31 protein-coding genes and 1 tRNA gene are annotated in these 24710 nt (G+C 37.5%); 22 read left to right on the top strand and 10 right to left on the bottom strand.

What is annotated here, in order from left to right; genetic code table 11:
- Positions 1-23 precede the first annotated feature (23 nt).
- Genes T432_RS0105075 through lysM form a run of 4 tightly spaced genes read left to right on the top strand, consistent with a single transcriptional unit; the run spans position 24 to position 3642 of the window.
- Positions 24-317, top strand: coding sequence for a hypothetical protein (locus T432_RS0105075; RefSeq protein WP_028884426.1), 294 nt, complete (start codon positions 24-26; stop codon positions 315-317).
- Between the two features lie 7 nt (positions 318-324).
- On the top strand, positions 325-2433 hold the full coding sequence (gene metG, locus T432_RS0105070; RefSeq protein WP_028884425.1) for a methionine--tRNA ligase: 2109 nt from the start codon (positions 325-327) through the stop codon (positions 2431-2433).
- 1 nt (position 2434) lies between these two features.
- Positions 2435-3145, top strand: a complete 711-nt coding sequence (gene trmB / locus T432_RS0105065) for a tRNA (guanosine(46)-N7)-methyltransferase TrmB (RefSeq protein WP_028884424.1) — start codon at positions 2435-2437, stop codon at positions 3143-3145.
- Between the two features lie 53 nt (positions 3146-3198).
- Positions 3199-3642, top strand: a complete 444-nt coding sequence (gene lysM, locus T432_RS0105060; protein ID WP_015552085.1) for a peptidoglycan-binding protein LysM — start codon at positions 3199-3201, stop codon at positions 3640-3642.
- Between the two features lie 54 nt (positions 3643-3696).
- On the opposite strand, the gene ffh is transcribed toward lysM, so the two are convergent.
- A complete protein-coding gene (gene ffh, locus T432_RS0105055; protein WP_028884423.1) occupies positions 3697-5112 on the bottom strand; it encodes a signal recognition particle protein in 1416 nt (471 codons plus the stop codon).
- 63 nt (positions 5113-5175) lie between these two features.
- On the opposite strand from ffh, the gene T432_RS0105050 reads away from it, so the two are divergent.
- From T432_RS0105050 to purU, 6 genes are all read left to right on the top strand, one after another.
- Positions 5176-6015 carry a cytochrome C assembly family protein gene (locus T432_RS0105050; RefSeq protein WP_028884422.1) on the top strand — a complete coding sequence of 280 codons (840 nt, stop codon included), beginning with the start codon at positions 5176-5178 and terminating at the stop codon, positions 6013-6015.
- An 8-nt stretch (positions 6016-6023) separates the two neighbouring features.
- Complete coding sequence (locus T432_RS0105045) at positions 6024-6329, top strand: PP0621 family protein (RefSeq protein WP_028884421.1); 306 nt, start codon at positions 6024-6026, stop codon at positions 6327-6329.
- Positions 6326-6910 carry a 1,6-anhydro-N-acetylmuramyl-L-alanine amidase AmpD gene (gene ampD, locus T432_RS0105040; protein WP_028884420.1) on the top strand — a complete coding sequence of 195 codons (585 nt, stop codon included), beginning with the start codon at positions 6326-6328 and terminating at the stop codon, positions 6908-6910. The genes T432_RS0105045 and ampD overlap by 4 nt, the downstream gene beginning before the upstream one ends.
- A gap of 52 nt (positions 6911-6962) precedes the next feature.
- Positions 6963-7047, top strand: a tRNA-Leu gene (locus tag T432_RS0105035).
- Positions 7048-7221: 174 nt separating this feature from the next.
- Positions 7222-7614, top strand: a complete 393-nt coding sequence (locus T432_RS0105030; RefSeq protein ID WP_015552090.1) for an SEN1984 family lipoprotein — start codon at positions 7222-7224, stop codon at positions 7612-7614.
- Between the two features lie 55 nt (positions 7615-7669).
- The gene (gene purU, locus T432_RS0105025; protein ID WP_028884419.1) at positions 7670-8515 is read left to right on the top strand and encodes a formyltetrahydrofolate deformylase; all 846 of its coding nucleotides are present in this window, start codon (positions 7670-7672) and stop codon (positions 8513-8515) included.
- Between the two features lie 72 nt (positions 8516-8587).
- Here the strand turns inward: purU and T432_RS08555 are convergent, their stop codons facing one another.
- The gene (locus T432_RS08555) at positions 8588-8761 is read right to left on the bottom strand and encodes a hypothetical protein (RefSeq protein ID WP_014110986.1); all 174 of its coding nucleotides are present in this window, start codon (positions 8759-8761) and stop codon (positions 8588-8590) included.
- Positions 8762-8893: 132 nt separating this feature from the next.
- Between T432_RS08555 and T432_RS0105015 the strand changes: the two genes are divergently transcribed.
- The 4 genes from T432_RS0105015 to T432_RS0105000 all read left to right on the top strand — a co-directional run bounded on the left by T432_RS0105015 (position 8894) and on the right by T432_RS0105000 (position 11553).
- The gene (locus T432_RS0105015; protein WP_015552091.1) at positions 8894-9679 is read left to right on the top strand and encodes an enoyl-ACP reductase FabI; all 786 of its coding nucleotides are present in this window, start codon (positions 8894-8896) and stop codon (positions 9677-9679) included.
- The gene (dnaQ, locus tag T432_RS0105010) at positions 9679-10395 is read left to right on the top strand and encodes a DNA polymerase III subunit epsilon (protein WP_049959888.1); all 717 of its coding nucleotides are present in this window, start codon (positions 9679-9681) and stop codon (positions 10393-10395) included. The genes T432_RS0105015 and dnaQ (T432_RS0105010) overlap by 1 nt, the downstream gene beginning before the upstream one ends.
- The gene (gene dnaQ, locus T432_RS0105005) at positions 10396-10956 is read left to right on the top strand and encodes a DNA polymerase III subunit epsilon (RefSeq protein WP_028884417.1); all 561 of its coding nucleotides are present in this window, start codon (positions 10396-10398) and stop codon (positions 10954-10956) included.
- Positions 10957-11034: 78 nt separating this feature from the next.
- The gene (locus T432_RS0105000; RefSeq protein ID WP_028884416.1) at positions 11035-11553 is read left to right on the top strand and encodes a universal stress protein; all 519 of its coding nucleotides are present in this window, start codon (positions 11035-11037) and stop codon (positions 11551-11553) included.
- Here T432_RS0105000 and bioB read toward each other — a convergent pair.
- Positions 11540-12532 carry a biotin synthase BioB gene (gene bioB, locus T432_RS0104995; protein ID WP_028884415.1) on the bottom strand — a complete coding sequence of 331 codons (993 nt, stop codon included), beginning with the start codon at positions 12530-12532 and terminating at the stop codon, positions 11540-11542. The genes T432_RS0105000 and bioB overlap by 14 nt on opposite strands.
- Positions 12533-12640: 108 nt before the next feature.
- Between bioB and T432_RS0104990 the strand changes: the two genes are divergently transcribed.
- A complete protein-coding gene (locus T432_RS0104990) occupies positions 12641-13630 on the top strand; it encodes a YoaK family protein (protein WP_028884414.1) in 990 nt (329 codons plus the stop codon).
- A 7-nt stretch (positions 13631-13637) separates the two neighbouring features.
- Here T432_RS0104990 and T432_RS0104985 read toward each other — a convergent pair whose 3' ends face one another.
- Positions 13638-14417 (bottom strand): transporter substrate-binding domain-containing protein, encoded by a 780-nt coding sequence (locus tag T432_RS0104985; RefSeq protein ID WP_028884413.1) that lies wholly within the window; start codon positions 14415-14417, stop codon positions 13638-13640.
- A gap of 135 nt (positions 14418-14552) precedes the next feature.
- Between T432_RS0104985 and T432_RS0104980 the strand changes: the two genes are divergently transcribed.
- Positions 14553-15257 (top strand): ABC transporter permease, encoded by a 705-nt coding sequence (locus T432_RS0104980; protein WP_028884412.1) that lies wholly within the window; start codon positions 14553-14555, stop codon positions 15255-15257.
- On the top strand, positions 15257-15952 hold the full coding sequence (locus T432_RS0104975) for an ABC transporter permease (RefSeq protein ID WP_028884411.1): 696 nt from the start codon (positions 15257-15259) through the stop codon (positions 15950-15952). Before T432_RS0104980 ends, T432_RS0104975 begins: the two co-directional genes overlap by 1 nt.
- On the opposite strand, the gene cls is transcribed toward T432_RS0104975, so the two are convergent.
- The gene (gene cls / locus T432_RS0104970) at positions 15947-17428 is read right to left on the bottom strand and encodes a cardiolipin synthase (protein WP_028884410.1); all 1482 of its coding nucleotides are present in this window, start codon (positions 17426-17428) and stop codon (positions 15947-15949) included. The genes T432_RS0104975 and cls overlap by 6 nt on opposite strands.
- Before the next feature lie 7 nt (positions 17429-17435).
- Positions 17436-18383: an NAD(P)/FAD-dependent oxidoreductase gene (locus T432_RS0104965; protein WP_014110975.1), complete on the bottom strand. Its 948-nt coding sequence runs from the start codon at positions 18381-18383 to the stop codon at positions 17436-17438.
- Between the two features lie 99 nt (positions 18384-18482).
- Between T432_RS0104965 and T432_RS0104960 the strand changes: the two genes are divergently transcribed.
- The 3 genes from T432_RS0104960 (at position 18483) to queF (ending at position 20695) form a co-directional block, all read left to right on the top strand.
- Positions 18483-18851 (top strand): dihydroneopterin aldolase, encoded by a 369-nt coding sequence (locus T432_RS0104960; protein WP_014110974.1) that lies wholly within the window; start codon positions 18483-18485, stop codon positions 18849-18851.
- Between the two features lies 1 nt (position 18852).
- Complete coding sequence (ttcA, locus tag T432_RS0104955; protein ID WP_028884409.1) at positions 18853-19722, top strand: tRNA 2-thiocytidine(32) synthetase TtcA; 870 nt, start codon at positions 18853-18855, stop codon at positions 19720-19722.
- A 112-nt stretch (positions 19723-19834) separates the two neighbouring features.
- Positions 19835-20695, top strand: a complete 861-nt coding sequence (gene queF / locus T432_RS0104950; RefSeq protein ID WP_028884408.1) for an NADPH-dependent 7-cyano-7-deazaguanine reductase QueF — start codon at positions 19835-19837, stop codon at positions 20693-20695.
- A 14-nt stretch (positions 20696-20709) separates the two neighbouring features.
- Here the strand turns inward: queF and T432_RS08675 are convergent, their stop codons facing one another.
- Entirely contained in the window at positions 20710-20790 is an 81-nt protein-coding gene (locus T432_RS08675; protein ID WP_081799298.1) for a hypothetical protein, read from the bottom strand.
- Positions 20787-21044, bottom strand: a complete 258-nt coding sequence (locus T432_RS0104945; RefSeq protein WP_028884407.1) for a hypothetical protein — start codon at positions 21042-21044, stop codon at positions 20787-20789. Before T432_RS0104945 ends, T432_RS08675 begins: the two co-directional genes overlap by 4 nt.
- Positions 21045-21185: 141 nt before the next feature.
- Here T432_RS0104945 and T432_RS0104940 point away from each other — a divergent pair, with 141 nt between their 5' ends.
- Positions 21186-21764: a TMEM165/GDT1 family protein gene (locus tag T432_RS0104940; RefSeq protein ID WP_028884406.1), complete on the top strand. Its 579-nt coding sequence runs from the start codon at positions 21186-21188 to the stop codon at positions 21762-21764.
- Positions 21765-21786: 22 nt separating this feature from the next.
- Here the strand turns inward: T432_RS0104940 and T432_RS0104935 are convergent, their stop codons facing one another.
- A complete protein-coding gene (locus T432_RS0104935) occupies positions 21787-22158 on the bottom strand; it encodes a hypothetical protein (protein WP_248646280.1) in 372 nt (123 codons plus the stop codon).
- Between the two features lie 193 nt (positions 22159-22351).
- Entirely contained in the window at positions 22352-23188 is an 837-nt protein-coding gene (locus tag T432_RS0104930) for a DUF3289 family protein (protein WP_028884404.1), read from the bottom strand.
- Between the two features lie 345 nt (positions 23189-23533).
- Between T432_RS0104930 and T432_RS0104925 the strand changes: the two genes are divergently transcribed.
- Entirely contained in the window at positions 23534-24628 is a 1095-nt protein-coding gene (locus T432_RS0104925; RefSeq protein WP_014110967.1) for an NAD(P)-dependent alcohol dehydrogenase, read from the top strand.
- Positions 24629-24710: the final 82 nt, after the last annotated feature.

Raw genomic sequence — 24710 nt, 5'->3', positions numbered from 1 at the left:
CATAAAGTATAGGAGTTTGTTTAATGGAATTAATCCTTGGTATCTTGCAAAATATTTTTATTATAGGGATTACAATTCTTGGCTTTTTATTAGTTCTCTTTTTGATTTTAATTGCCTTCATTATTGGAGGTTTTATGTTCATTGCGAATAAATTAACTGGGAGAGCCTTCTCATTCGGAGACTATATGAAACGCACAAGATCTAAAGCCGTTAAAACTCAGAAAGACTTTGCGGAAAAATTTAGACATCCGACTTATAGCCGCCGTGAGCCTGAAGAAATCACGGACGTTGACTTTGTAGAAACAAAAACAAAATAGGACACACATGGCACGCACCATATTTGCTACCACAGCATTACCATACGCAAATGGATCTTTTCATATCGGTCATATTATGGAATATATTCAGGCCGACATCTGGGTTCGGTCTATGCGAATGTCGGGGCACACTGTTTATTTTATGGGTGCGGATGATGCACATGGTGCCCCAATTATGCTTAAAGCTGAAGCTGAGGGAATCACACCAGAGGAGCTAGTCGGACGCATTGCCAGCGAAAGACCAAAATACTTAAATGGCTTTGAAATTGAACATGATTTCTGGCACAGCACTCATAGTGAAGAAAACAAGGAAATTTCACAAGATATCTATAAGGTACTTAAGTCTAATGGCTTTATATCCTCAAAAACGATTGAGCAATTTTTTGACCCTATAAAGGGGATGTTTCTTCCTGATAGGTATATTAAAGGCGAATGCCCTAAATGTCATGCGAAGGACCAATACGGGGATTCATGCGAGAGTTGCGGAGCTGTTTATGCACCTACAGACTTAATCGAACCATACTCTACTCTTTCAAAGGCTAAGCCCGAAATTAGAAGTTCTGAGCATTTCTTTTTTAATTTATCCGATTCGAGATGTATTGAATTTCTTCATCAGTGGACTAATAGCAGTGGACAATTCGAAACGCCGCATCTTCAAAATGAAGTGTTAGCTAAGACAAAGGAGTGGTTGGGCGATTCGGAAAATGAAAGCAAGCTAGGGGATTGGGATATATCTCGTGACGCGCCTTATTTTGGTATTCCTATTCCTGATCAAAAAGACAAATATTTTTATGTTTGGCTTGATGCACCAGTAGGTTATTTAGCGGCTCTTAAAGCATTTACAAAAAAAGAAGGCTTGGATTTTGATGCGATTGTGGACCCTAATGGTGATACGGCACAAATACACTTTATCGGTAAAGACATTATCTATTTTCATGCATTGTTTTGGCCTGCTATGCTTAAATTTTCAGAACGCAAAGTACCAGATAGGATACAGGTGCATGGCTTTATAACCATCAAAGGCGAGAAGATGTCTAAGAGCCGTGGTACGGGAATTTCACCTTTGAAGTTTCTTGAAGTTGGCTTAAATCCAGCATATCTTCGTTATTACATAGCCGCTAAGTTAAGCTCGAAAGTGGAAGACGTGGATTTCACAGCTGAAGATTTCATTGTGCGCGTTAATTCAGATTTAGTGGGTAAATACGTGAACATTGCCAGCAGAGCAAGCACATTTATAAATAGATTTTTCGATGGAAAATTAGGCTATAGTGAAAGCTCAAAGACTCTTTTCGATGAGATTAAATCTACAACTGAGACGATAAAAGCGGACTTGGGGAGCTTTGAGTATTCAAAAGCGATACGTGCAATCATGGCATTCGCAGATAAGATAAATACTGACTTTGATCAAGCGAAACCATGGGTTCTAGCAAAAGGATTTAATGAAGCGAGCGATGAGACTAAAGCTCAGTTACAAGATATCTGCTCGCAAGCTATAGCTGGATTTAAAGCGATATGCACATGGCTATATCCGATAACTCCTAAGCTTAGCTTATCGATATATAAGGACCTTTTTAATTTAAGCAAAGATTTAACTTGGGAGGATGCATACGATGAGCCTCTCACAACAAATCCTTTTAAACATTTATTACAAAGAGTTGAGGAAAAACAATTGGACGATTTAATTGAAGCTTCTAGCAAAGAAGCTGCTTCAAAATCAGATACAGATTCTGCTTCTGAAAATGAAACTATCCTGCCAGGTGGTCAAGCAATTGGAGAAACTATCACTATAGATGATTTTGCAAAAATTGATATGCGTGTTGCGAAAATTGTTGATTGTAAAAAAGTTGAAGGCTCTACTAAGCTTTTGCAATTAACACTGGATATTGGAGAAGGCCGTAACCGCAATGTTTTCTCAGGCATTCAATCTGCATACGATCCAGAGGATTTAATTGGGAAACTGACTGTAGTCGTAGCAAATTTAGCTCCTCGAAAAATGAAATTTGGTGTATCAGAAGGCATGGTTTTATCTGCAGCTCATGCGGATAGAGATGCACATCCAGGGCTTTGGATTTTAGAGCCTCAATCTGGAGCTCAACCAGGAATGCGTATTGGTTAATATGACTCAAAAGCAGTCAAACAATCCCATTCTGGAAGAATTTAAAAGAATACGTTCTTTTAGTTCTCAACGAAATAGTATGACCACGGGGCAGGCTCGGGCTATTGAGATTTTAGGCCCTAAGTGGCTTATACCCTCATCTGAGAAGCTTTTAAATTTTGAGCATGAATTCGGACGCATTGCCCCCACTATATTAGAAATTGGGTTTGGCATGGGCGAAACAACCGAAAAGATTTGCTTAGCTAAACCCGACCATAATTTTATCGGCGTTGAGGTTTTTGCTGCAGGCGTTGGTGCCATGCTTATGCGAATCCGCGACTCTAATTTAAGCAATATTAAGCTTATAAAAGAAGATGCTTATGTGGTGCTCACAAAGATGATTCCATTAGAGAGCTTAAGTGGAGTACATATTTTCTTTCCTGACCCTTGGCATAAAAAAAGACATCACAAAAGACGCTTGATACAAGATGAATTTGTAGAAATTCTTTGCCAAAGACTTGTATCAGGAGGTTACATTCATTGTGCAACTGATTGGGAAGAATATGCTCATCAAATGCTTGAAGTTTTATCTAAAAACAAATTGCTGATTAATCAAAGCCCCTATGAACACGGGTTTTCCGACAAACCTAGTTATAGACCTCAAACCAAATTTGAGACTCGTGGATTTAGGCTAGGCCACGGTTCATGGGACTTGGTTTTCAAAAAACATTAATTTTCGACCTGTATAATAAATTTTCCTTAACTTACATTTATGAAGGAAGAAAAATGGGTATTATCAATTTCATTAAAGAAGCTGGTGAATCTTTATTCGGTTCAGACGACGATCAAAATCAATCTCCTGAGCAACTTAAAAGCCAACTTGCTAAACAAAATATCGACACTGACGGTATCGAAATCAAACGTGATGGCGAAAAAATCTTTTTAGATGGTATTGCTAAATCTCAAGAAATTGCTGAGCGTATTGCACTAGCTTTAGGAAATAATAAAGGTATTTCTCAAGTTGAAAGTAACGTTCAAGTTCCTGATGGTCAGAAAGAATCAAAAATGTACACTGTAAAAGAAGGTGACACTCTTTCTAAAATCTCTCAAGAAGTTTACGGTGACGCTAACAAATACAACTCAATCTTCGAAGCAAATCAACCTATGCTTTCTTCAGCAGATAAAATCTATCCAGGTCAAGTTCTTCGTATTCCAGAAAACGTAGCTTAATTTTTTTTAAGCTTAAACCAAAGTGCACCCTCGTGGTGCACTTTTTTTATTTTTTTATCGTCTTCCACCCATAAAGCGACCCATACCCGCAAGACTGTTCATACCTTTCATAAGCTTGCCCATACCGCCTTTTTTGAGCTGCTTCATCATGCCCTGCATCTGCTCAAATTGCTTAAGCAATTTATTGACTTCCTGCACAGGCACACCCGCACCTTTTGCAATTCTCTGCCTGCGTTTTCCGTTAATAATTTCAGGTTTACGTCGCTCGTGCGGTGTCATTGAATTAATAATGCCCTCAGTTCGGCGAAGATGCTTATCTGCTTGCTGTTCATCGATTTGGCCAGCCATTTGCGAGAATTGTCCAGGCAGTTTTTCCATAAGACTAGTCATGCTGCCCATTTTCTTGACCTGTTGAAGCTGATCTTTAAAATCATTCAAATCAAATTTATCTTTAGATTTAATTTTTTTGGCAATGCGCTCGGCCTCAGCGATATCGATATTACTCTGCACCTGCTCAACAAGAGAGACGATATCACCCATCCCCAAAATTCTTTGAGCCATGCGTTCAGGATGGAATGGTTCAAGCCCATCTAGCTTCTCAGAGACACCTATAAATTTCAGAGGCTTTCCAGTTACCTTACGTACTGATAAAGCTGCCCCGCCTCGTGCATCACCGTCCATCTTCGTGAGCACTACACCTGTTAGTGGCAATGCCTCCGCAAAAGCTTTCGCTACATTTACGGCATCTTGCCCCTGCATCGCATCGACAACAAACAAAGTTTCAACTGGATTTAAGAACTTATGCAGCTCACTAATCTCATTCATCATGTTCATATCGATACCAAGACGCCCCGCCGTATCCACAATAAGCACATCGTAGAATTGACGTTTCGCATGGTCTAGAGCCGCTTTTGCGATATCAAGCGGCTTTTGATCTGAAGTCGATGGAAAGAAATCCACCCCCGCCTGTTGGGCGACAGTTTTTAATTGTTCTATGGCCGCTGGTCTATATACGTCCGCACTAACAACAAGCACTTTTTTAGGATTATGCTTTTTATTATTCCCTGCTGGCAATAAACCCTTAACCAGCAATCTCGATAATTTTCCTACGGTGGTAGTTTTTCCGGCCCCTTGTAGACCAGCCATTAATATCACTGCTGGTGGTTGAGCGGCTAAAGAAAGCTGTGATGCTTGCTCCCCTAAATCTCCACCCATAAGAGCTGTTAATTCTTTATGAACAACGCCCACCAAGGCTTGACCGGGATTTAGGCTTGTGGCCACATCCTGCCCCATAGCCTTAGACTTGACTTCATCTATAAAAGATTTCACTACTGGCAATGCCACGTCGGCCTCTATCAGGGCCATACGAATTTCGCGCAGCATGTCTTTTGTGTTTTGCTCTGTTAGACGTGCTTCGCCTCGCATTGTTTGCATTACACGGGCTAAACGATTTGATAAATTTTCGAACATTTAATTGAGATTTAATAGGTTATACTTGTGATTTACATCAATTATAAGTTGAAGGCTTTATAGATGTCGAATGATGTCGTTCTTCATTACGTTGCTGCTCTGATGTATTTGCTTTTAGGCTTACTTTTACAGCGCGAACGCCAAAATATTCTTCTCCAGTTATTGCTTATCGCAACAGCAGTTGTACATGGCTTTGCTGTTCATTTTAATATGTTCACCCCAAGCCACCATGGTTTAACGACTATAAAAATTAATTGGGCATTAAGCATATCTTTTATGATGTGGTTAGGTCTTCTATTCTATTTGTTTGAAAGTACATTATTGAAAATTAGAGGTTACCTATATCTAATTTTCCCAGCTGCAGCTTTAAGTTGTTTGATTGCGGCGATATTTCCACCATCAGAACAAAGCATAGGTATACCAATACTTAATAATATGTTTTTAGTGCATATGGTATTTTCATTTTTTGCTTATGCCATTATCGCTATTGCTGCTATTCAAGTAATTATTATGTTTTTCTTAGATAAGTACTTAAGGCGACCTACTGACTTAACTAAGCAAACTTCTATTTTTGCAAGATTGATAAATGCACAACCGCCTCTTATGGTGCAAGAGAGAATGCTTTATCGCATTATTTGGGTTGGTTTTTTATTATTAACAATTTCCATAATTACTGGCATTTTCGTGTCTATGGATATGCGAGGGGTTATATTGCCACGAGACCATAAGACTTTCTTTACCTTGTTCTCATGGATAATCTTTGGTGTATTACTGATTGGTAGATCGATTTGGGGTTGGCGGGGACGAAGTTATTTGCGTTGGACTCTTATAGGGTTTGCATTGCTTTTTCTAGCTTATACTGGAACTCGGTTTATACTTGAAGTTCTACTACATAGGGTTTAGTTGTTATTATGATTAGGCTTCTGTTTTTTGTTCTATCTTTAGCGATAGTATTTTTCTTTCTTGTAGGTGCTTGGGGTATTTTTCGTCAGTTCAATCGTTCCAGTCAGATTGCCCGAGAAAACCGCAAACGTGTTGAAGAAAGCTATAAAAATTTTGACTCAGAGGCATCTCATGCATCTCCAGAAAATATGATTGAGTGTGATTTCTGCGGCTTACATACTCCTGAAAGTGAAATCGTTAAAGCCGATGGAAAACACTACTGTTGCGATGACCATAAACGCATGGCCCTATCTCGACCTAAAAAAGAAAATTGAATTATACATATATCGATAGATGCGGCTTTTTAAGCAATTGCCCCAAAGTTTTATCTCCTAATTTCGTAGAACGCCCTTCTGGAACTCAAATTTCACTACTTGTAGTGCATTTCATATCATTGCCACCTTATAAATATGGTGGGACTTATGTAGAGAAATTATTCACAAATTCATTGGACCCACACGATCACCCCTATTTTGCAAATATTTCACATCTAAGAGTATCCTCTCATTTTTTAATCAAAAGGACGGGCGAAATAATTCAGTTTGTAAGTACGGATAAGATGGCTTTTCATGCTGGTATTTCTTTTTTCGGTGGACGTGAAAAATGCAATGAATTTTCACTGGGCATAGAACTAGAAGGCTCTGAAATAGATGCATTTACAGAAGAACAATATAAAAGCCTCTCGTCACTTACTAAGATCTTAAAATACCGTTACCCAATTACCGATATCAGGGGACATGAGCATATCGCTCCTGGAAGAAAAAACGACCCAGGTCCATTTTTCAACTGGGCAAAATATAGAAAATATGGTGGCTGCACTTTTAGAGAAATACCACTATCTTTAGAGAATTCATAAAACTTTAACAATAATAGAATTTATTGGTATAATTTTTAACTTTTCCACGTAAGCCCGAGTGGTGAAATTGGTAGACGCAGGGGACTCAAAATCCCCCGCCGCAAGGCGTGCCGGTTCGATTCCGGCCTCGGGCACCAAAAATTTGCTTGAAAGCCTGTATTTATGCGGGTCTCACATTTTATTTTCAGCCTTTACCACCATCATTACCCTAAATATAATCAAGCCAATTTATTTAGCTTATTAGTTAATCTTATGTAACAGTACCATACATATAATATAATCGTCTGAAACACCTCTCTAAGGAATTCCTCATGAAAAATATTCTTATTGCTACAGTATTAGCTTCTGCAGCTATTATCTCTGGCTGTGCGAGCTCAGGAAATGCTGCTATTAAAGATGTTACGGTTGAAGAACTAAAAGAAACTGTTGTTAAAGGCAAAACTACAAAATATGATATTAGGGCATATTATGGCGAACCTAATGAATTGACTTATAACAATGGTTATGAAATTTGGGTTTATCGTTATGGCGAATCTACATCTCACGTAACTAACTTTATTCCTGTAGTAGATATGTTCTCTTCAGGTAATGACAGCAAAGGCAAATCTATCATTTTCGAATTTAATAAAAACGGTACAGTTAGAAATTACACAATTAGTTCATCATCTGATACTTCTAAATCTGGTATCTTAGGTAAAAGTTAATTTTTATTTTTATTTTTCAGACCCAAAGCCCCTATTGCTTTGGGTTTTTATTTGCATGAAACATTACATTCTCACACTATCATGTCCTGATCGTACAGGTATTGTTCACACTGTATCTGGTTTTCTTCTTAATCTTGGCGGAAATATTATCGATTCCCAGCAGTTTGGCGATTACGACTCCAAAACTTTCTTCTTACGTGTGCATTTCTCGCTTGAAAACTTTGATTTAGAAACTCTGCGGGAGAAGTTCGGGGGCATTGCCACCCAATACGATATGAATTGGAAAATATGGGATTTAGAGCAAAAAAGCAATGTTCTTATTCTAGTAAGTAAACAGGGACATTGTCTTAATGATTTGCTTTTTAGGACAAAAAGCGGCAATCTGCCCATCAATATCGTGGGCGTAGTCTCTAATCATAGAGTTTTTGAGAAACTCTCGAAAAGCTATGGAATTCCTTTTTATCATCTACCTGTTTCGAAAGAAAATCGCAAGGAGCAAGAGACTGAAATTTTGCGTCTTGTTGATGAATTAGAAGTTGATCTTGTAGTGCTTGCTAGATATATGCAAATTCTTTCAAATGAAATGTGTGAAGCTTTGAGCGGCAAAGCCATAAATATACATCATAGTTTCTTGCCTAGTTTTAAAGGTGCGAAACCATATCATCAAGCTTATGCACGTGGGGTAAAAATAATCGGTGCTACTGCTCACTATGTAACTTCGGATTTAGACGAGGGTCCGATAATAGAGCAAGAAATCGAGCATGTAGATCACAGACACACGGCGGAAGATCTTGTTAATGTAGGGAGCGATATTGAATCTTTGGTGTTATCACGTGCAGTGCGAAGCCATATTGAGCATCGCATATTAATCAACGGCAGTAAGACTGTAGTATTTGACTAGGAACACGGATTATTTTGCTTGTGAGCTTGTGTGTGATTTAATGTGATTTGAGGGGCTTAAAAGCCCCTTATTTTATTTAAGACTTACTTCCATTAGTGGTTTAATAGAATCGTCTTTATTTGGAAGAATTGATTGAGTCAATTCATTAATTACTTGTTGAATTTCCTTATCCACAGTAGTTTCAGGAACAGTTGATGAGCAGTCTTTAGAAGTAAACTCATTACGGAAACGATTTAGTAATTTCATTTTTTTGTCTCCTTAAAAAAGGTTATATAAGACTAATTCCCTAATATGTCACCAATATTAAAATGGCCATTCATACAAACTAGGGTATGATAAGATAACTTCAATTTTCAGAATTTAATATAAGGAAAAACCATGGGATTTCTAGATAAGAAAAAGATAGTTATCACTGGATTAATTTCAGACCGTTCCATAGCCTACGGTATTGCCAAAGCTTGTCATGAGCAAGGTGCTGAACTGGCGTTCACATACGTTGGTGATCGTTTTAAGGAGCGTGTAGAAGAATTAGCCTCAAGTTTTGGTAGCGATTTTGTAATCTCATGTGATGTTTCTAGTGATGACGAAATTAAAAATGCCATCGGACAAATTGGTGAAAGATGGGGTGTTATTGATGGACTTGTACACTCTATTGGATTCGCTACACGTGAGTCAATTGCGGGTAAATTTTTGGATGGTTTGAGCAGAGATGCATTTAAGATAGCTCACGATATTTCTGCATATAGCTTTCCTGCATTGGCTAAGGAAGCATTGCCATATTTAGAGAAGGCACAAGGTTCAGTTTTAACTTTAACTTACTTGGGGTCTGAGAAAGTAATCTCAAACTACAACACTATGGGTGTTGCAAAAGCGGCTCTAGAGGCATCTGTACGTTATTTAGCCGCTGACCTAGGCCCTCTAGGCGTAAACTGTAATGCCATTTCTGCGGGCCCAATTAAAACATTGGCTGCGTCTGGCATTAAAGGCTTTAGCAAAATTCTAGACTATGTAGCATCGAACGCACCTATGCGTAGAAATATAACTATTGAGGAAGTGGGAAATGTAGCTGCATTCCTTCTATCTCCTTTATCTAAGGGCATTACGGGCGAAATCATTCACGTGGATAATGGTTTCCATGCGGTAATTCCTGGCATGAATGAATAATGCGTCAGGTTTGTCTAGATACTGAAACAACTGGCCTGGACTATAAGTCTGGGCATCGAATTATCGAACTTGGTTGTGTTGAGTTACTTGATGGGAAACTAACAGGTAACGATCTACATATCTACTTTAATCCTGAAAGAGATTCGGACCCAGATGCACTAAGAGTTCACGGATTAACTACTGAGTTTTTATCGGACAAACCATTATTTGCAGATAAAGCAGATCAAATTATCGAATATTTAAGTGGTGCTCAGCTTATTATTCACAATGCCGCGTTCGATATGGGGTTCTTAAATACTGAGTTTTCATTATGTGGAAAACCATTATTAGACTCGTTTATAAACGGCGTTATTGACTCTCGTAATTATGCTCGAGAAAATGGATTTGCATCAGCCGTAATTACTCTCGATAAACTATATAAAGACTTAGTCGACGAAACATTCGATAAATCAAAAGATAGAAAAATCCACGGGGCTCTGCTTGATGTCACCATGTTGGCTAAAGTTTTTATTAAATTAAATTCTGGCCAAAACGATTTGTTTTCAGAAGTTCAGGTAGAAGCAAAACAAGAACATGGAGAAGCTGTTACTTCTGGATCAGTAGACCTATCCAAATTTGATTTGAAACTCGTTAAGGTTAGCGAAGAAGAGATGAAGGCTCATAGCGAGTACATTGCCACCCTAGCGGCAGAAAGCAAAAAAGAAATCAACTGGTAAATGCGTTATATAAGTCTTGATACTGAAACCACAGGCTCTAAATACTACGAGGGCGATAGAGTTATAGAGCTTGGTTGCGTGGAAGTCATCGATGGCCAGTGCACGGGACATAATCTTCATATGTATTTTAATCCTGAGCGAGATTCGTCTCCAGGGGCTTATAGAACTCATAAAATTAGTCGCCAATTTTTGATGGATAAACCAAAATTTGCGGATTGTGCCGAAGAATTTCTTAATTTTATTGAAGGCACTATTCTAGTAATTCACCATGCAGCTTTTGATCTTGGATTTTTAAATAACGAGCTTAGGCTTTGTGGAAAACCGAGCCTTAAAAATTATGTGGTTGATATTATTGATACGGTATTGCTCGGAAGAAAAAAATTTCCAAAGGCAGAGTTCCCGAGGCAACGATATTCTTTAGATGCTTTGTATAAAACATTAGTAAATAAAAATTACAATCCCAAAATACACAGAAATCCTCACGGTGCCTTGTTAGATGCTCAAATGTTGGCTGAAGTTTACATTGCATTAAATATGGGTCAAGTTGAGCTTCCGATATGAGTCTTTGACTAAATTTGACTGTACATTTGACGATATAACAAGTGGTAAAATTATATTATCAAATGTTGGGAGATTTTTATGTACAAACGTATCTTGCTACCTATAGACGGTTCTGATATTTCTCTTGAAGCGGCTAAAGCTGGTATTTCCTTAGCTAAAGCTATGGGTGCGGAGGTTTTAGCACTCAATATTACCCAACCCTTCTCTACCTTGATTGGTTTTGATGGTATGGTTGCTTCATATGCAATCTCAGATGGTGATTTTGAAGAAGCGGCTCAACAGGAGGCGAAAGAATATCTTGAGCCTATCTTAGAACATGCGAATAATGAACATGTTAAGTTCACCTCTATCATAAGCGGAAATTACAATGTTGCAGAGGGCATAGTTAATATTGCTGAAGAGCAAAATTGCGACCTAATTTTTATGGCTACTCATGGTCGCAGTGGCTTATCTAGCCTTCTTCTTGGAAGTGTAACTAATAAAGTTATTTCTTTAGCTAAAGTTTCTGTTTTAGTTTATAGAACTTCTAACCCAGAAGAAAAACCTAAGTCAGAAGATACTAAAAAAGAAGAAGCACCTGAAACTAAACCTGAGTAGCAGCCTGCACTCCACCAGCTACGGCTTGAATTTTTAAATTACTCATCAAAGCTCGATCCGCATTAATTTGCGGATTTGAAGTAGTGAGTAAACATTCTCCATAAAACATTGCACTAGCCCCAGCCATAAAGCATAAAGCTTGCATTGTTTCGGGCATTTGTTCTCTACCTGCTGATAATCGTATAACCGATTTAGGCATCATAATACGAGCTACGGCTATTGTTCTTATAAATTCAAATTGATCGAGATCATCCACATTTTCAAGAGGCGTGCCAGGCACACGAATCAGTTGATTTATAGGGACTGATTCAGGCGGAGGATTTAGATTTGCGAGTTGAACCAATAAACCTGCTCTCTGAGCCCTAGACTCACCCATTCCTACGATACCACCACAGCAAATTTTTATTCCTGCATCACGCACCTTTTGTAAAGTATCAAGGCGATCTTCGTAAGTTCTAGTAGTGATAATTTCACCATAAAATTCTGGGGACGTATCTAAATTATGGTTATAGTAATCAAGACCTGCATCCTTAAGCTCTTTTGCTTGACCCTCTTTAAGCATACCTAGGGTTACGCATGTCTCCATGCCCAACTCCTTTACTGCTTTAACCATTTCTTTTACTACTTCAAGATGGTGCTCTTTAGGGCCTCTCCAAGCAGCACCCATACAAAAACGTGTAGCACCACTAGCTTTTGCTGCCTTAGCAGCCTCAACCACCTCTTCGACCGCAACTAACTTTTCTTTTTCTACATGTGTTTGATAGCGATTTGATTGAGGGCAATATTTACAGTCCTCAGGACAGGCACCCGTCTTAATAGACATCAATGTAGAGAGTTGGACTTTATTTGGATCATGATAATCGCGATGAATTTTTTGTGCTAAAAAAACTAAGTCTATAAATGGCATATCAAATAGTTCCATAGCCATATTTACATTCCATTTGTCCAATGAATGCCTTGAAATACTTTTTATTTCCATTATTATGTAACTGAATTGTATTAAGATATGTAATATTAAATATATCTGCGACTTAGTGCAATTTAAATCAAACAATAAAGATAACTACATTTTCCTTCAATTTAAGCGATGTTAGCTAAATATTCACGAAGACTCACTGGTAAAGCACGCACATATTCTGCAAATGTGGAACTTGCATGCTTTTTGTCATTTGTTGCGGGCGCAATAAATGCTGGTGGTTTTTTTGCTGTTGGTGAATATACGTCACATATGACTGGAATAGTCTCTCATATGGCTGATATGCTAACCATAGGAGATCTTGAATATCTTTTTTGGGGCTTAGGTGCATTGATGGCCTTTATTGCAGGATCAGCATGTACATCGATGATTATCAATTTTGCGAGGCATCGATATTGGCAGAGTGAGTATGCATTGCCAATTTTTATAGAGGCTAATGGTTTAATATTTTTTGGTGTGATGGACGGGCTCCAACTTAACGTTGCGTGGCTGTGGACGCCATTTACGGTGGCTACATTGTGTTTTATTATGGGTCTGCAAAATGCGATTATCACTGATATATCTAATTACAAATTACGTTCTACGCATATGACAGGTACCGTAACGGATATTGGAATCGAGCTAGGAAAGGCCTTTTATTGGAATCGTGCCGATCGAGATGGTCAGAAAGTGCATCCAGTTAGGGCAAATATGAAAAAGCTTTGGCTTTTGGTCGAAGTGTTGATTTTATTTTTTATTGGGGGAGTATCGGGGGCGATTGGCTATAGTTATTTTGGCTTTTCATTTACCGTTTATGTGGGCTTAGTGCTTTTGTATATTTCGAGCACACCGCTTCTAGATGATCTCAGACAGATAGTTAAACGCCTAAATTCTCCGCCAGTCGTGTTCGATTCTGCACCTGAGATGGAGAAAGAGAATGTCATTGCCACCCCAGAAGATAGGCCTGATATTACTGTGACATGGAAAGATGATTTAAGTCCAGCGGACTGGGCGGAGGCTCAAGAGGCTGAGATTTGGGCTATGGACCATAAAGAGCTACTTGAAGCAGAAACAAATGAGGGGCCTGAAGAGACCCCTGCGAAGACTTGGATGCGTCAATAGTTAAAGCTTACTGATACATATCGACTTTAAAATATTGTTTTTGAATCTTATCGTATGTACCGTCTGCACGCACTTCATCAAAAGCTTTATTTAAAGCCTCTAATAGCTCTGTATCTTGCTTACGAACCGCAAAACCAGTACCTACACCGAAAATTTCTGGATCATCTTTAGATAGTACTGCATCTCCGATAAATTCAAAATCTCCACCCTTAGATGATTTTAAGAATTCATCGCCCACACCAACGTCACAAAATACTAATTCAACACGACCTAGAACTAAGTCATTTAGAGCATCATCGAAAGTTTTATAACGTTTGATAGTCGCATCTTTAAAATACTTAGTTGCATATCTATCTTGAATAGTAGCTTGCTGTACGCCAACAACTTTACCTTTAGTACCTTCTAGTGTAGGCTGAGCCGTAGTACCTTTTTTACCTACTAGTGGGTTTGGAGAGTTCCAAATCATCTTTGTAAATGCTACAGCTTTTTGGCGCTCAGGGGTGATACTCATAGATGATGCAATTACATCGAATTTCTTAGCACGAAGTGCAGGAATAATTCCGTCCCAAGCTTGATTTTGGAAAGTACATTTCGCTTTCATCTTCTCGCACATCGCTTTGGCAATGTCTATGTCAAATCCAATCACTTCGCCTTCAGCATTCATATATTCGAAAGGCGCATACGTGGCATCAGAGCCGAAACGTATAACTTTTTCTTCTGCTTGTGCTGCTCCAACAATAGACGAAGCCATAAAACCAGCAAGTAGAATTTTTCTAACTAGAGTCATAAAACCCCCTTTATTTTGAAATTAGTAACTTGAATATATCATATGAACTATTTAAGGATATGGGTAAAAATACCAACTTTTAATATTTTGATATTTCTATAATAATTGCTGTTTCATTGTTCAAAATAGTGCTAAATGACAGATTTCGAAGTTTTTCTAGAGTATTTGCCCCGTATTCTGCAAGGAGCATTGGTTACTCTAGAAGTTGCATTACTTTCTGTAGTACTGGCTGTAGTAATTGGTTTTGTAGGGGCTTTGTTTAGGCTTTCTAAAAATCGAGTCATAAGTTCTATCGGTACTTTCTATTCTACTTTTGTCCGTGGGGTTCCAGAATTAGTTTGGATGCTTATGATTTTCTACAGTATCCAGATAGGCTTAAATCAAGTCACCGAATATATGGGATGGAATTATATTGAAATCAGTCCTATGATTGCAGGCGTTCTTACCCTAAGCTTTATTTATGGGGCCTTCTTTACAGAGACATTTAGAGGTGCTATTTTGGCCATTCCTAAAGGCTCAATTGAAGCTGGAGAAGCCTATGGTATGAGCAAGTTCCAAGTGGCTACTAGAATTATTTTCCCTCTTATGATGCGTTTTGCTATACCAGGAATGAAAAATAACTGGTTAGTCCTAAATAAAGCAACTGCATTGGTATCGCTTATAGGACTAGAAGATATGACCCTAATAGCTCATATGGCAGGTACTGCTACTCATATGTCCTTTACGTTTAATCTTCTATCAGCTCTGGTATTTTTAATGGGGTCATGGCTTTCATTAAGATTATTCAAATATCTTGAAGTGCATTATTCTAGAGGCGTTTTACAGGGGGTTGAAGTTTGATGGAATCCCTAGATTTGTTGTTGCAAGCCTTAAGCGATTGTATTAGAGCATTGCCTATGACACTATTTTTATCCATAGTGTCCGTAATCATTGGAATATGTATCTCAGTACCTCTGGCTGTTATGCTTCAGAGAAAAACAATTTTTACTCCTCTAATAAAAGCATATGTTTTCTTTTTTACTGGATCGCCACTTCTAGTTCAGTTATATATTTTCTACTTTGGGATTCCAAGCATCGGATTTATTCAGGACCTTATGCAACAGCCTGGATTTGAATTTTTAAAAGATGGGAAAATTTATATTTTTGCGGCTTTAGGATTAAACACAGCCGCATATACTACACAAATCTTCTCAGGTTCTATTAAAAATATGGATCGCAAAGAAGTAGAAGCTGCTTATGCATATGGCATGGACAGAAAACAGACTATGAGAAGAGTTATATTACCTTCGAGTTTAAGGAGAGCATTGCCAGCATATAGCAATGAAGTACTTATGACCATACATGCAACTTCTCTAGCAAGTACTGTGACTATAAATGAAGTAACTAATGCGGCCAGCCTATTTAATAGCACTTTCTATGAGCCATTTATCGCATACACTGCGGCTGGTATTGTGTATTTGTGCTTGACTTTCTCATTTATTTATCTTTATAAACTTGTAGAGAAAAGGCTTGTGCTAGCTTCTAAATCGCTATAATAAAGGGCTCGATAAACGTGCTAGGGCATGTACGAATCGAGTCCAAAGACCTAGTTTTTGTGGGACATACGTTTCTGAATTAGCGACACAATTTCTAAACTCTTTAGTAAGTATGCTGTTTGCCTCTTTTTCATAACAGAGAATCGAAATTTCAAAATTAATATAAAAGCTTCTGTTATCGAAATTCGCACTGCCTAAGAAACTAATATCCTCATCCACAATAAGAATTTTTGAATGAATCATACTTGGTTGATATAGATGAATCTTAACCCCTGCTTTGTAGAGCTCATCAAACCAAGATCTTGTTGCAAGAGTCACCCATTTAAAATCGCTCATAAGAGGTACTAGAATTTGTACGTCCACGCCACGCAATGCAGCTGAAGTAAGCCCTTCAATTGCGGCCTCATCTGGTACGAAATAAGGCGTGATTAAATAGATATGCTTTCTTGCTCTATGAATGGCAGCCATCATTGCACGCATAATGGGTGCATATTTTGTGTCTGGACCAGATTGAATAAGTTGAACTCTAAATCTAGAATCATCTTCGCTATCGTCGGATGAAGATGTGTTTAGATTTACTTTATTGAGTTTGCGATTATTTCTTCGCTTATAACTATCTTTTAGAACTCTAAATAAATCTTTATTCCCTGTCGAATAAATCCAATCCTGTGCAAATACACTCTCGAGCCACATAACAGATGGGCCATTTAGCCTGATATGCACATCATGGAAGGCTTCTGGATTTGCCGCATGATATTCCAAATCCGTCATATTCGTACAGCCTGTAAAGGCATATAAACCATCGCAAATTACGATTTTTCGGTGATTCCTAAAATTAAGTAATGACGGGAGTCGTTTAAAACTTAGATTATGAAAAAACTCAAGATGACCACCTGCATCTAAAAAAGGTTTTAAAAACCGACGTGTCAGGCTTTTAGAACCATAGGCATCCACAAGCAAATAGACTTTTACCCCTTGATGCAGTTTCTTAATAAGTAAGTCTCTAAAGCGAGTACCAATAGTGTCACTATCGAATTGATAGTACTGCACTAAAACATACTCTGTACTATTTCTAACTCCTTCAAAAATAGCCTCAAAAATATCATCGTCCGAATAAAATTTATACTCCCAACTATATGTAGTTGGTGTATGGCTAGTGTTATCAATTAGTAAAGATATGTCTTTGTAGCTTGGATCTATGTAATGAGATCCGTCTTGAATACCCCAAATATTCGCATTTTTCGAAATTGTTTTGCGGCTTCGTCTTCGAGCGTTGCGTTGACGTTTGAATTTTTTAGGACCAAAAAAGTAATAAACGACAATACCGATAAAAGGTAAAAACCCCAAAAGCATAATCCATGCTAGTGTCGAAGAAGGCTCACGTTTTTGAAGAATAATCCAAAACGCCACTCCTATCATATATAAGACCCATATTAGGCCTATGACAAAACCAATGTGTTCAGAGAACCATTCCATCAAAGCACTAGTCCTTGAATTCCAATACAAATTGAATGGCTTTTGCCGCAACAATGCCATCAGCCATCGAAGTAACAACACACGGATGCATACGATTAGCAACCTCTCCAATCGCATATATTCCTGGTATATTGGTTTGTGCCGTCTTTTCATCGGTCCATAAATAGCCATTCTCCTGAACGCGCAATCCAATATCTGGCAAACCATCGAGCTGCGGTTCATATCCGTAGAACACTAAAATCGTGTCATATCGTTTACCGTTTACGGACATATGATCGGGGTCAAATTTATATGGGCCTAGATGTAAAGAGTCTTGAGGAATATTTTTCATCCATTTGTTTTGCGCTCTAAGCGTGCGACTATATACATCGATAGACTTCGCCCCTCTCTGAGCAAGGTATATAGCGTTTTCCATAGCATTATCCCCGCCGCCGAGAATTGCAATTTCTCGCATAACAAAATCATGCTGATATACATGTTTTCCTGGGCCCACTAGAATTTGAGGATAATTTTTAGACCCCATCTCTGGTGGCCTTTTATACTTTACACCTGTGGCAATGACCACGCTTCTAGCCACTATTGCTCTTGATTCCAAACCGTCCTTCGTATTTTTAAAAAAGATTTTGTATTGGGGAGCTCCACGCTCTACTTTATTGAGTTTGAAATCTGATGGTGAACTTACGGATTGAATATCATATACAGATTGTTCAAAAAGCACGGGAACACGGGCATGGTCAATACTTTTACGCATCTGTTTTGCGGCATCTTCTCCTGTTAATTCAGGTGCTGTCACATTCCATACATCTTGATATGGGTTATTTGCAGCTAATCCTCCGATATGGTTTGATCTTTCTATAACTACAACCTTAAACCCTAGCAATGATAGCCATACTGCACAGGACACGCCCGCAGGTCCTGCCCCTATAATCACAGCATCATAAACTTGATTAGCCATAAAATAAAATTAGTGGAAATAATTTAGTGATTGTAACCAATTTAATCTCTGTAAACATTACAATTCTTGCTATTAATTGGCTATAGCTATTCGAATAAAATGCCTCAGATGAAAATATTTTTTAATAAACTCAAAATCGATGCGAAGATTGGAATTCTTGAGCACGAGCTACGATCCACTCAAATCATAGAAGTGGATATTGTTTTAGATATAAAAACACCCACTAAAGTTGATGATAAAAATATAAAAACAGTACTCGACTACAGAAAAATCAGAAATATTATTCATGAAGAAGCCGTGAGACAACATGTGCATTTGGTTGAGACATTACTTATTTCTATCTCTAAAAGACTCTATAGAGAATTTGAGGAGATAGAAAAAATCGATCTTAAGATTGGGAAACCAGCAGCTTTCTCCGATTCTGATGCAGTTGGTGTTCAGCTAATTTCTACAAGAACTGATTTCTAATATGGACAACAAATTAGAAAAAAGAATTGTTCGTGAGACGGCCATTGCCATCACAAAATATAGAATGATTGAGAACGGAGATCGAGTAATGGTGTGCCTTTCAGGAGGAAAGGATTCATACACGCTTCTTGAAGTTTTGCGTCTTCTTCAAACTAGGGCCCCGATAAAATTTGATCTTGTAGCTGTAAATTTGGACCAGAAGCAGCCTGGATTTCCAGAACATATATTGCCTGAATATCTTGAAAGCATCGGTGTTCCATATCATATAGAAAATCAAGACACGTATTCTATTGTGAAGCGCATAATTCCTGAAGGGAAGACAACTTGTTCTTTATGTTCTAGATTAAGACGTGGAATTTTATATAGAGTAAGCGATGAGTTATCTTGCAATAAGATTGCTTTAGGACACCATCGCGACGATATTTTGGCTACTTTTTTTCTTAACCTTTTTTATGCAGCCAAGCTTAAAACTATGCCTCCGAAATTGGTTAGCGATGACGGTAAGCATATGGTTATTAGGCCTCTTGCATTTGTAGCTGAGAAAGACATCATAGAGTATGCGAAGCAGAAAGCATTTCCAATTATTCCATGCAATCTATGTGGTTCTCAGGAAAATTTAAAACGCAAGGAAGTGGGCGACATGATTCGTACTTGGGAAAAGCAGAGTCCTAAAAAAGTATGGAATACATTTAAAGCATTATCTGCAGTAGCTCCATCTCATCTTTTGGACACAGATCTTTTTGACTTTTTAAATCTTAAAACTACTGGTGAATTTTTTGAAGATGGTGATACTGCCTTTGATCAAGACACATTTCCCGATTTAGAAAAAGAACAAATCATTAATATAAACAATCTTAAAAAAGATAAATAAAGCAAAAAAAACCTAAAGACTTTCATCTTTAGGTTCTTTGAGATTTAATACTTAAGCTCAAGGGTTAAAGCAAAATTGCGTCCCGGAGCTGCATATTTTGGAGTATATAGTTATGGATTTAAGTCAGTCAGCATTAGGCAAAGCAACCGAATATCCTCAAGGATACGATTCTAGTTTGCTTCAACCAATCTCTCGCGATTTGGGGCGTTCAGAAATCGATCTTAATAAAATAGATTTTCAAGGGGTCGATATTTGGTATGCTTATGAATTCTCTTGGCTTAATCCAAATGGAAAACCTGAGATTGCGGTGATTAGGTTTACTTTTCCAGCAAGTAACCCTTTTCTTATCGAGTCAAAATCATTCAAGCTTTATCTGAACTCATTTAACAATGAACATTTAGAAAAAGAGGAAGTTTTAAAGCTAATGACACGAGATTTAAAAAATGCAACCAAGGGTGATGTAAAAATTGAATTTTTTGATATAGATGAATCTGAAGAACTGCTTTCTTATTCGGTAATAAGGAGAAATGCCACTTCTAGGATTCAAAATATAGATAAATTGGATATAGATTTTTTCCAATATTATCCTGACACAAATTTACTTCAGACAGAAGAAATTCAAGGTTCGACTTATATTTCTGAAGAATTAGAGTCACACTTACTTAAGTCTAATTGCCCCGTTACTGGTCAACCCGATTGGGCAACAGTTCATATTAAATACTCAGGCAATAAAAAAATAAATCATGAAGGATTACTCCGCTATATCGTTTCCTATCGAAATCACTCTGGATTTCATGAGCAGTGCGTAGAACGAATATATGCGGATATATGGAAGCATTGCCAACCCAAATACTTATCTGTGTTTGCAATGTACACAAGACGCGGCGGACTGGATATCAATCCTTTTAGGGAAACAGCTGGCAGCGTAGAGGATTACGAAGACCTAAAGGAAAAACGCCAATTCCGCCAGTAATCAAAAGCTTTTGCTCACTGAAAATAAAGATTGATCTTGTTATAAGAATATAACTGCACATTGCTTTTCGCTTTATGGTAGGTGTAATTTATCATTGGGGTGAGACCCGCATAGTGTATATTTCTATGCCAAATGGTGGCACCTCACTCATAGTCGTGGTTAACTTGGACATTATTAAAGAAGCCAATTCCATCGAATTCTTAAAGTGCTTTGAGGGCTCAAATTGAGTCGTAAGCCCTCCTGCCCACGACTGAACAATCGGCTCCTTAGCTTCAGGTGGCAATGCCTCGTAGTACGGGTACAAAAAGACTATATCATCGATATTGTTATTTATCAGAGCATATAACATATGGCTTCATAAGGTCCCCTAAAATGAAAATCTATATGATAGTAATTCTCATCTTGATTTACCACATATTTGTTAAAACGTAAGTTAAATATTTTGTTACTTCTGCGATGCTAATATGATTTCTTTCACTTAAGCACCACTATGAACACTTACCTTGTATCCACTTTTTTAGTGGCTGTCGCTGAAATAGGCGACAAAACACAGCTACTTGCACTATTGCTAGCGGCACGATATAAAAAACCTATTGCCATCGTGACTGGAATTCTTATTGCCACAGTATTAAATCATGCATTCGCTGGAGCTGTTGGTGTATGGATCCAAACACAGATTTCACCTGAAACTCTAAGATATATTATTGGCGGCCTTTTCGTGGTTATGGGCTTGTGGTCTCTCATTCCCGATAAACTTGACGATGGTGAAATAAAGTCACGGGGGAATAAATACGGTGCATTCGTTGTGACATTGGTTGCATTTTTTCTTGCGGAGATGGGCGATAAAACTCAAATAGCGACAATTGGATTAGCTGCCAAATATCATCCTGCGTGGGCAGTAATTATGGGAACAACTACAGGATTAATGATCGCAAATGTACCAGCGGTTTATTTTGGACATAAGATGTCTCAGAAATTGCGGTTTAAAACAATTAGGTATGTAGCGGCATTACTTTTCATATTATTAGGAGTAGCCACTTTACTTAAATTAGATGAGATGATTTTTTGAATTCGGTAATCTGAAATGATGCTCAAAAATTTGTCTTAAATACCCTAAGATTTTTTGCGTATGGATCAATAATCTTCCCCGACTTAGAATCATAAACTAAATAAGGCTCAATTATTGATGCATCAGGTCTATGAAGTTCGTAGTTCCCATCCTTTTTGATATATATAACACCGAATAAATTAGATTTTGACACACAGCACTTTGGAGATTTAATTTCATCAAAACAGTAATAATCCCCATCATTGGCAAAAATACCATCGAGCTTATAATTATCTGGGGCTTCTACTAGACCGCCTTCAGCTAACCACACGGTTATTTCTTTTTCGTCGTCAAATTCAATTTCATTAATAATTTTTAAATAATAACTATCCCACCACTTAATATAGCTATTCATTGAATAGGGTTTTCTGTTCAATATTAAATCATAAGAGTTTTTTATGGGGTGCTTGTAGGAACCGTTATGAATTACTTTAAACTTGATGAAATAAAGAGCATCTAATTTTTCGGCTGTGAATACATAGTATGCATTTACTCCGAGCCATATCAATGAAACCAGAATAAATAATTTCAAAATAAATTTGAACATATCACAACCTTTTTTGTATTTTTATTTCTGATTGCATATTAAATAAAAATGGTTTGAAAGCAAATTTTTCATATCTTTGAAGGAGAAACCATATTCCAAAGGGTTGTATATAATTTTGAGGAATTTTAAGAACATCATTATCGTCCAAACCGAAATGATCTTGAGCATAGAATCCTATCACCCCATCGTACCCATTTTTATTTATATCTAAATGTTTAATAACTATCCTAGTTGCATGCATGTCATGAATAGAAATTATAGTTCCATTAAAGTAGTCCCAGAACGAATTAAATTTAGGTAAAGTCTTTCTTCTCACTGCTTTTTCAAGTAAATCCCTTAATTCATTTCTTGAAATATTAAGATTGTTTTTCAAGATAAATTCAAAATGAGAAATACTTAAATATCCATCTTTAGATAAAGGAACACCTGCATCCTTATATATACGAGATCTATAGATTCTATCTAGGTCGGGATGATTGAACGGAGCGTATGAATTTTGTTGAAATCTATCTATCAATTTGTATATTATCCTTGTGGATGGTCCTCCTAATCCAAACATAGAATAATAACCAACGAAATGTCGAAATTCGTCAAATAACATTTCAGTAATTTGTTGGGTATTCAACTTTTTTCTTAGTTTGTTTTTAAATCCAGTTATAGGGTTCGGGTCCAGTTGAAACAGCTGTCCAGTGTAGGGATTTAAGAGTTGAGATGGATTAATTATTTTAAATTTAGAAAGCAGAGTTTCTAAATTTAAATCTCCACACTTCATATCAGGAGAAGAATAATCATTAAACAGATTTACAGATTTAAAAATTTCTAAATTTTCTATATACACATACCACCCCTTGCCTTCCAAATAAAACCATATTATTGGGGAATTATTTCAATGAAATTAACGTCAAAAGACCTATAGACATTTCGTTACAAAATTTACAAATTGGTACAAAATCCGTTTAAATTTTTATGCTTAAAGTTAATTAAAAAGTATGTGCTTGACTAGACAGATATTAATGCGGTGTTGAAGTGAACTTAAAATTATAAGGCACTTGCATTGCCAACATTACAAAAAAATGCTCACCGTACATAAATAAAATGTAAGCAATTGTGTAATTTGTACTTTTGCGTGTATTTTGTAATAATTATAAGACCCGATTAATAGCAAACCTTAGGAGGGTTGACTATGACTATGATGAAAGCAGCGGTTTTTGTTGAAAAAAATCGTATCGAACTAATCGATAAAAAAATTCCAGATGTTGGTCCTAATGATGCACTTATTAAGATCACCACTACTACTATTTGCGGTACTGATATTCATATCTATAAAGGTGAGTATCCAGTAGAAAAAAATCTAACTATTGGTCACGAGCCGGTAGGTATTATCGAAAAACTAGGTTCTAACGTTAAGGGTTATAAAGAAGGCCAACGCGTTATTGCAGGTGCGATTTGCCCTAGTTTTATTTCTTATCCTTGCCAAGACGGCGTTCCATCACAAGACGGTGCATACTTAACAGCTGATGGTACTTGCTCTTGCCACGGTTATAAAGCTACAGCTGGCTGGCGTTTCGGTAATATTATTGATGGTACTCAAGCTGAATATGTTTTAGTTCCCGATGCTGAAGCTAATATGGAACCTGTACCAGAAGGTTTAACTGACGAGCAAGTACTAATGTGCCCAGACATTATGTCTACTGGCTTTAAAGGTGCAGAAAATGCGAATATTCGCATTGGTGACTTCGTTGTAGTTTTTGCTCAAGGTCCAATTGGTTTATGTGCAACTGCAGGTGCTAAGCTTCTTGGTGCTTCTACAATTATCGCCGTTGACGGAAATGATGAGCGTCTAGCTATCTCTAAAAAACTAGGTGCTGACGTTACTATTAACTTCCGTAATGCAGACGTTATCGATGAAGTTATGAAAATCACTAAAGGTCGCGGTGCAGATGCTTCAATCGAATGTCTTGGTACTCAAACAACATTTGAGCAAGCACTCAAAGTTTTAAAACCAGGTGGTACTTTATCTAGCCTTGGTGTGTATTCTGAAGATTTAGTTATCCCTCTTGGTGCATTTGCAGCAGGTCTAGGCGATCACAAAATCAATACTGCTCTTTGCCCTGGTGGTAAAGAACGTATGCGTCGTCTACTTAAAGTAGTTGATAGTGGTCGTGTTGATCTTAAACCTCTAGTAACTCACGAATATAAACTAGATGATATCGTTGAAGCTTATGATTTATTCATGAATCAACGTGATGGTGTTCTTAAAGTTGCTATTAAACCTTAAGCACTTCTATTAATTCATACTTAGTTGATTGATAGCCCCGCAAATTCTATTTAAAGAGTTTGCGGGTTATTTTTTGCTTATT

It is taken from the genome of Taylorella asinigenitalis ATCC 700933 (genome assembly GCF_000687755.1).
GTDB classification, from domain to species: Bacteria; Pseudomonadota; Gammaproteobacteria; order Burkholderiales; family Burkholderiaceae_B; genus Taylorella; species Taylorella asinigenitalis.
This window is presented reverse-complemented; position numbering and strand designations above follow the sequence as displayed.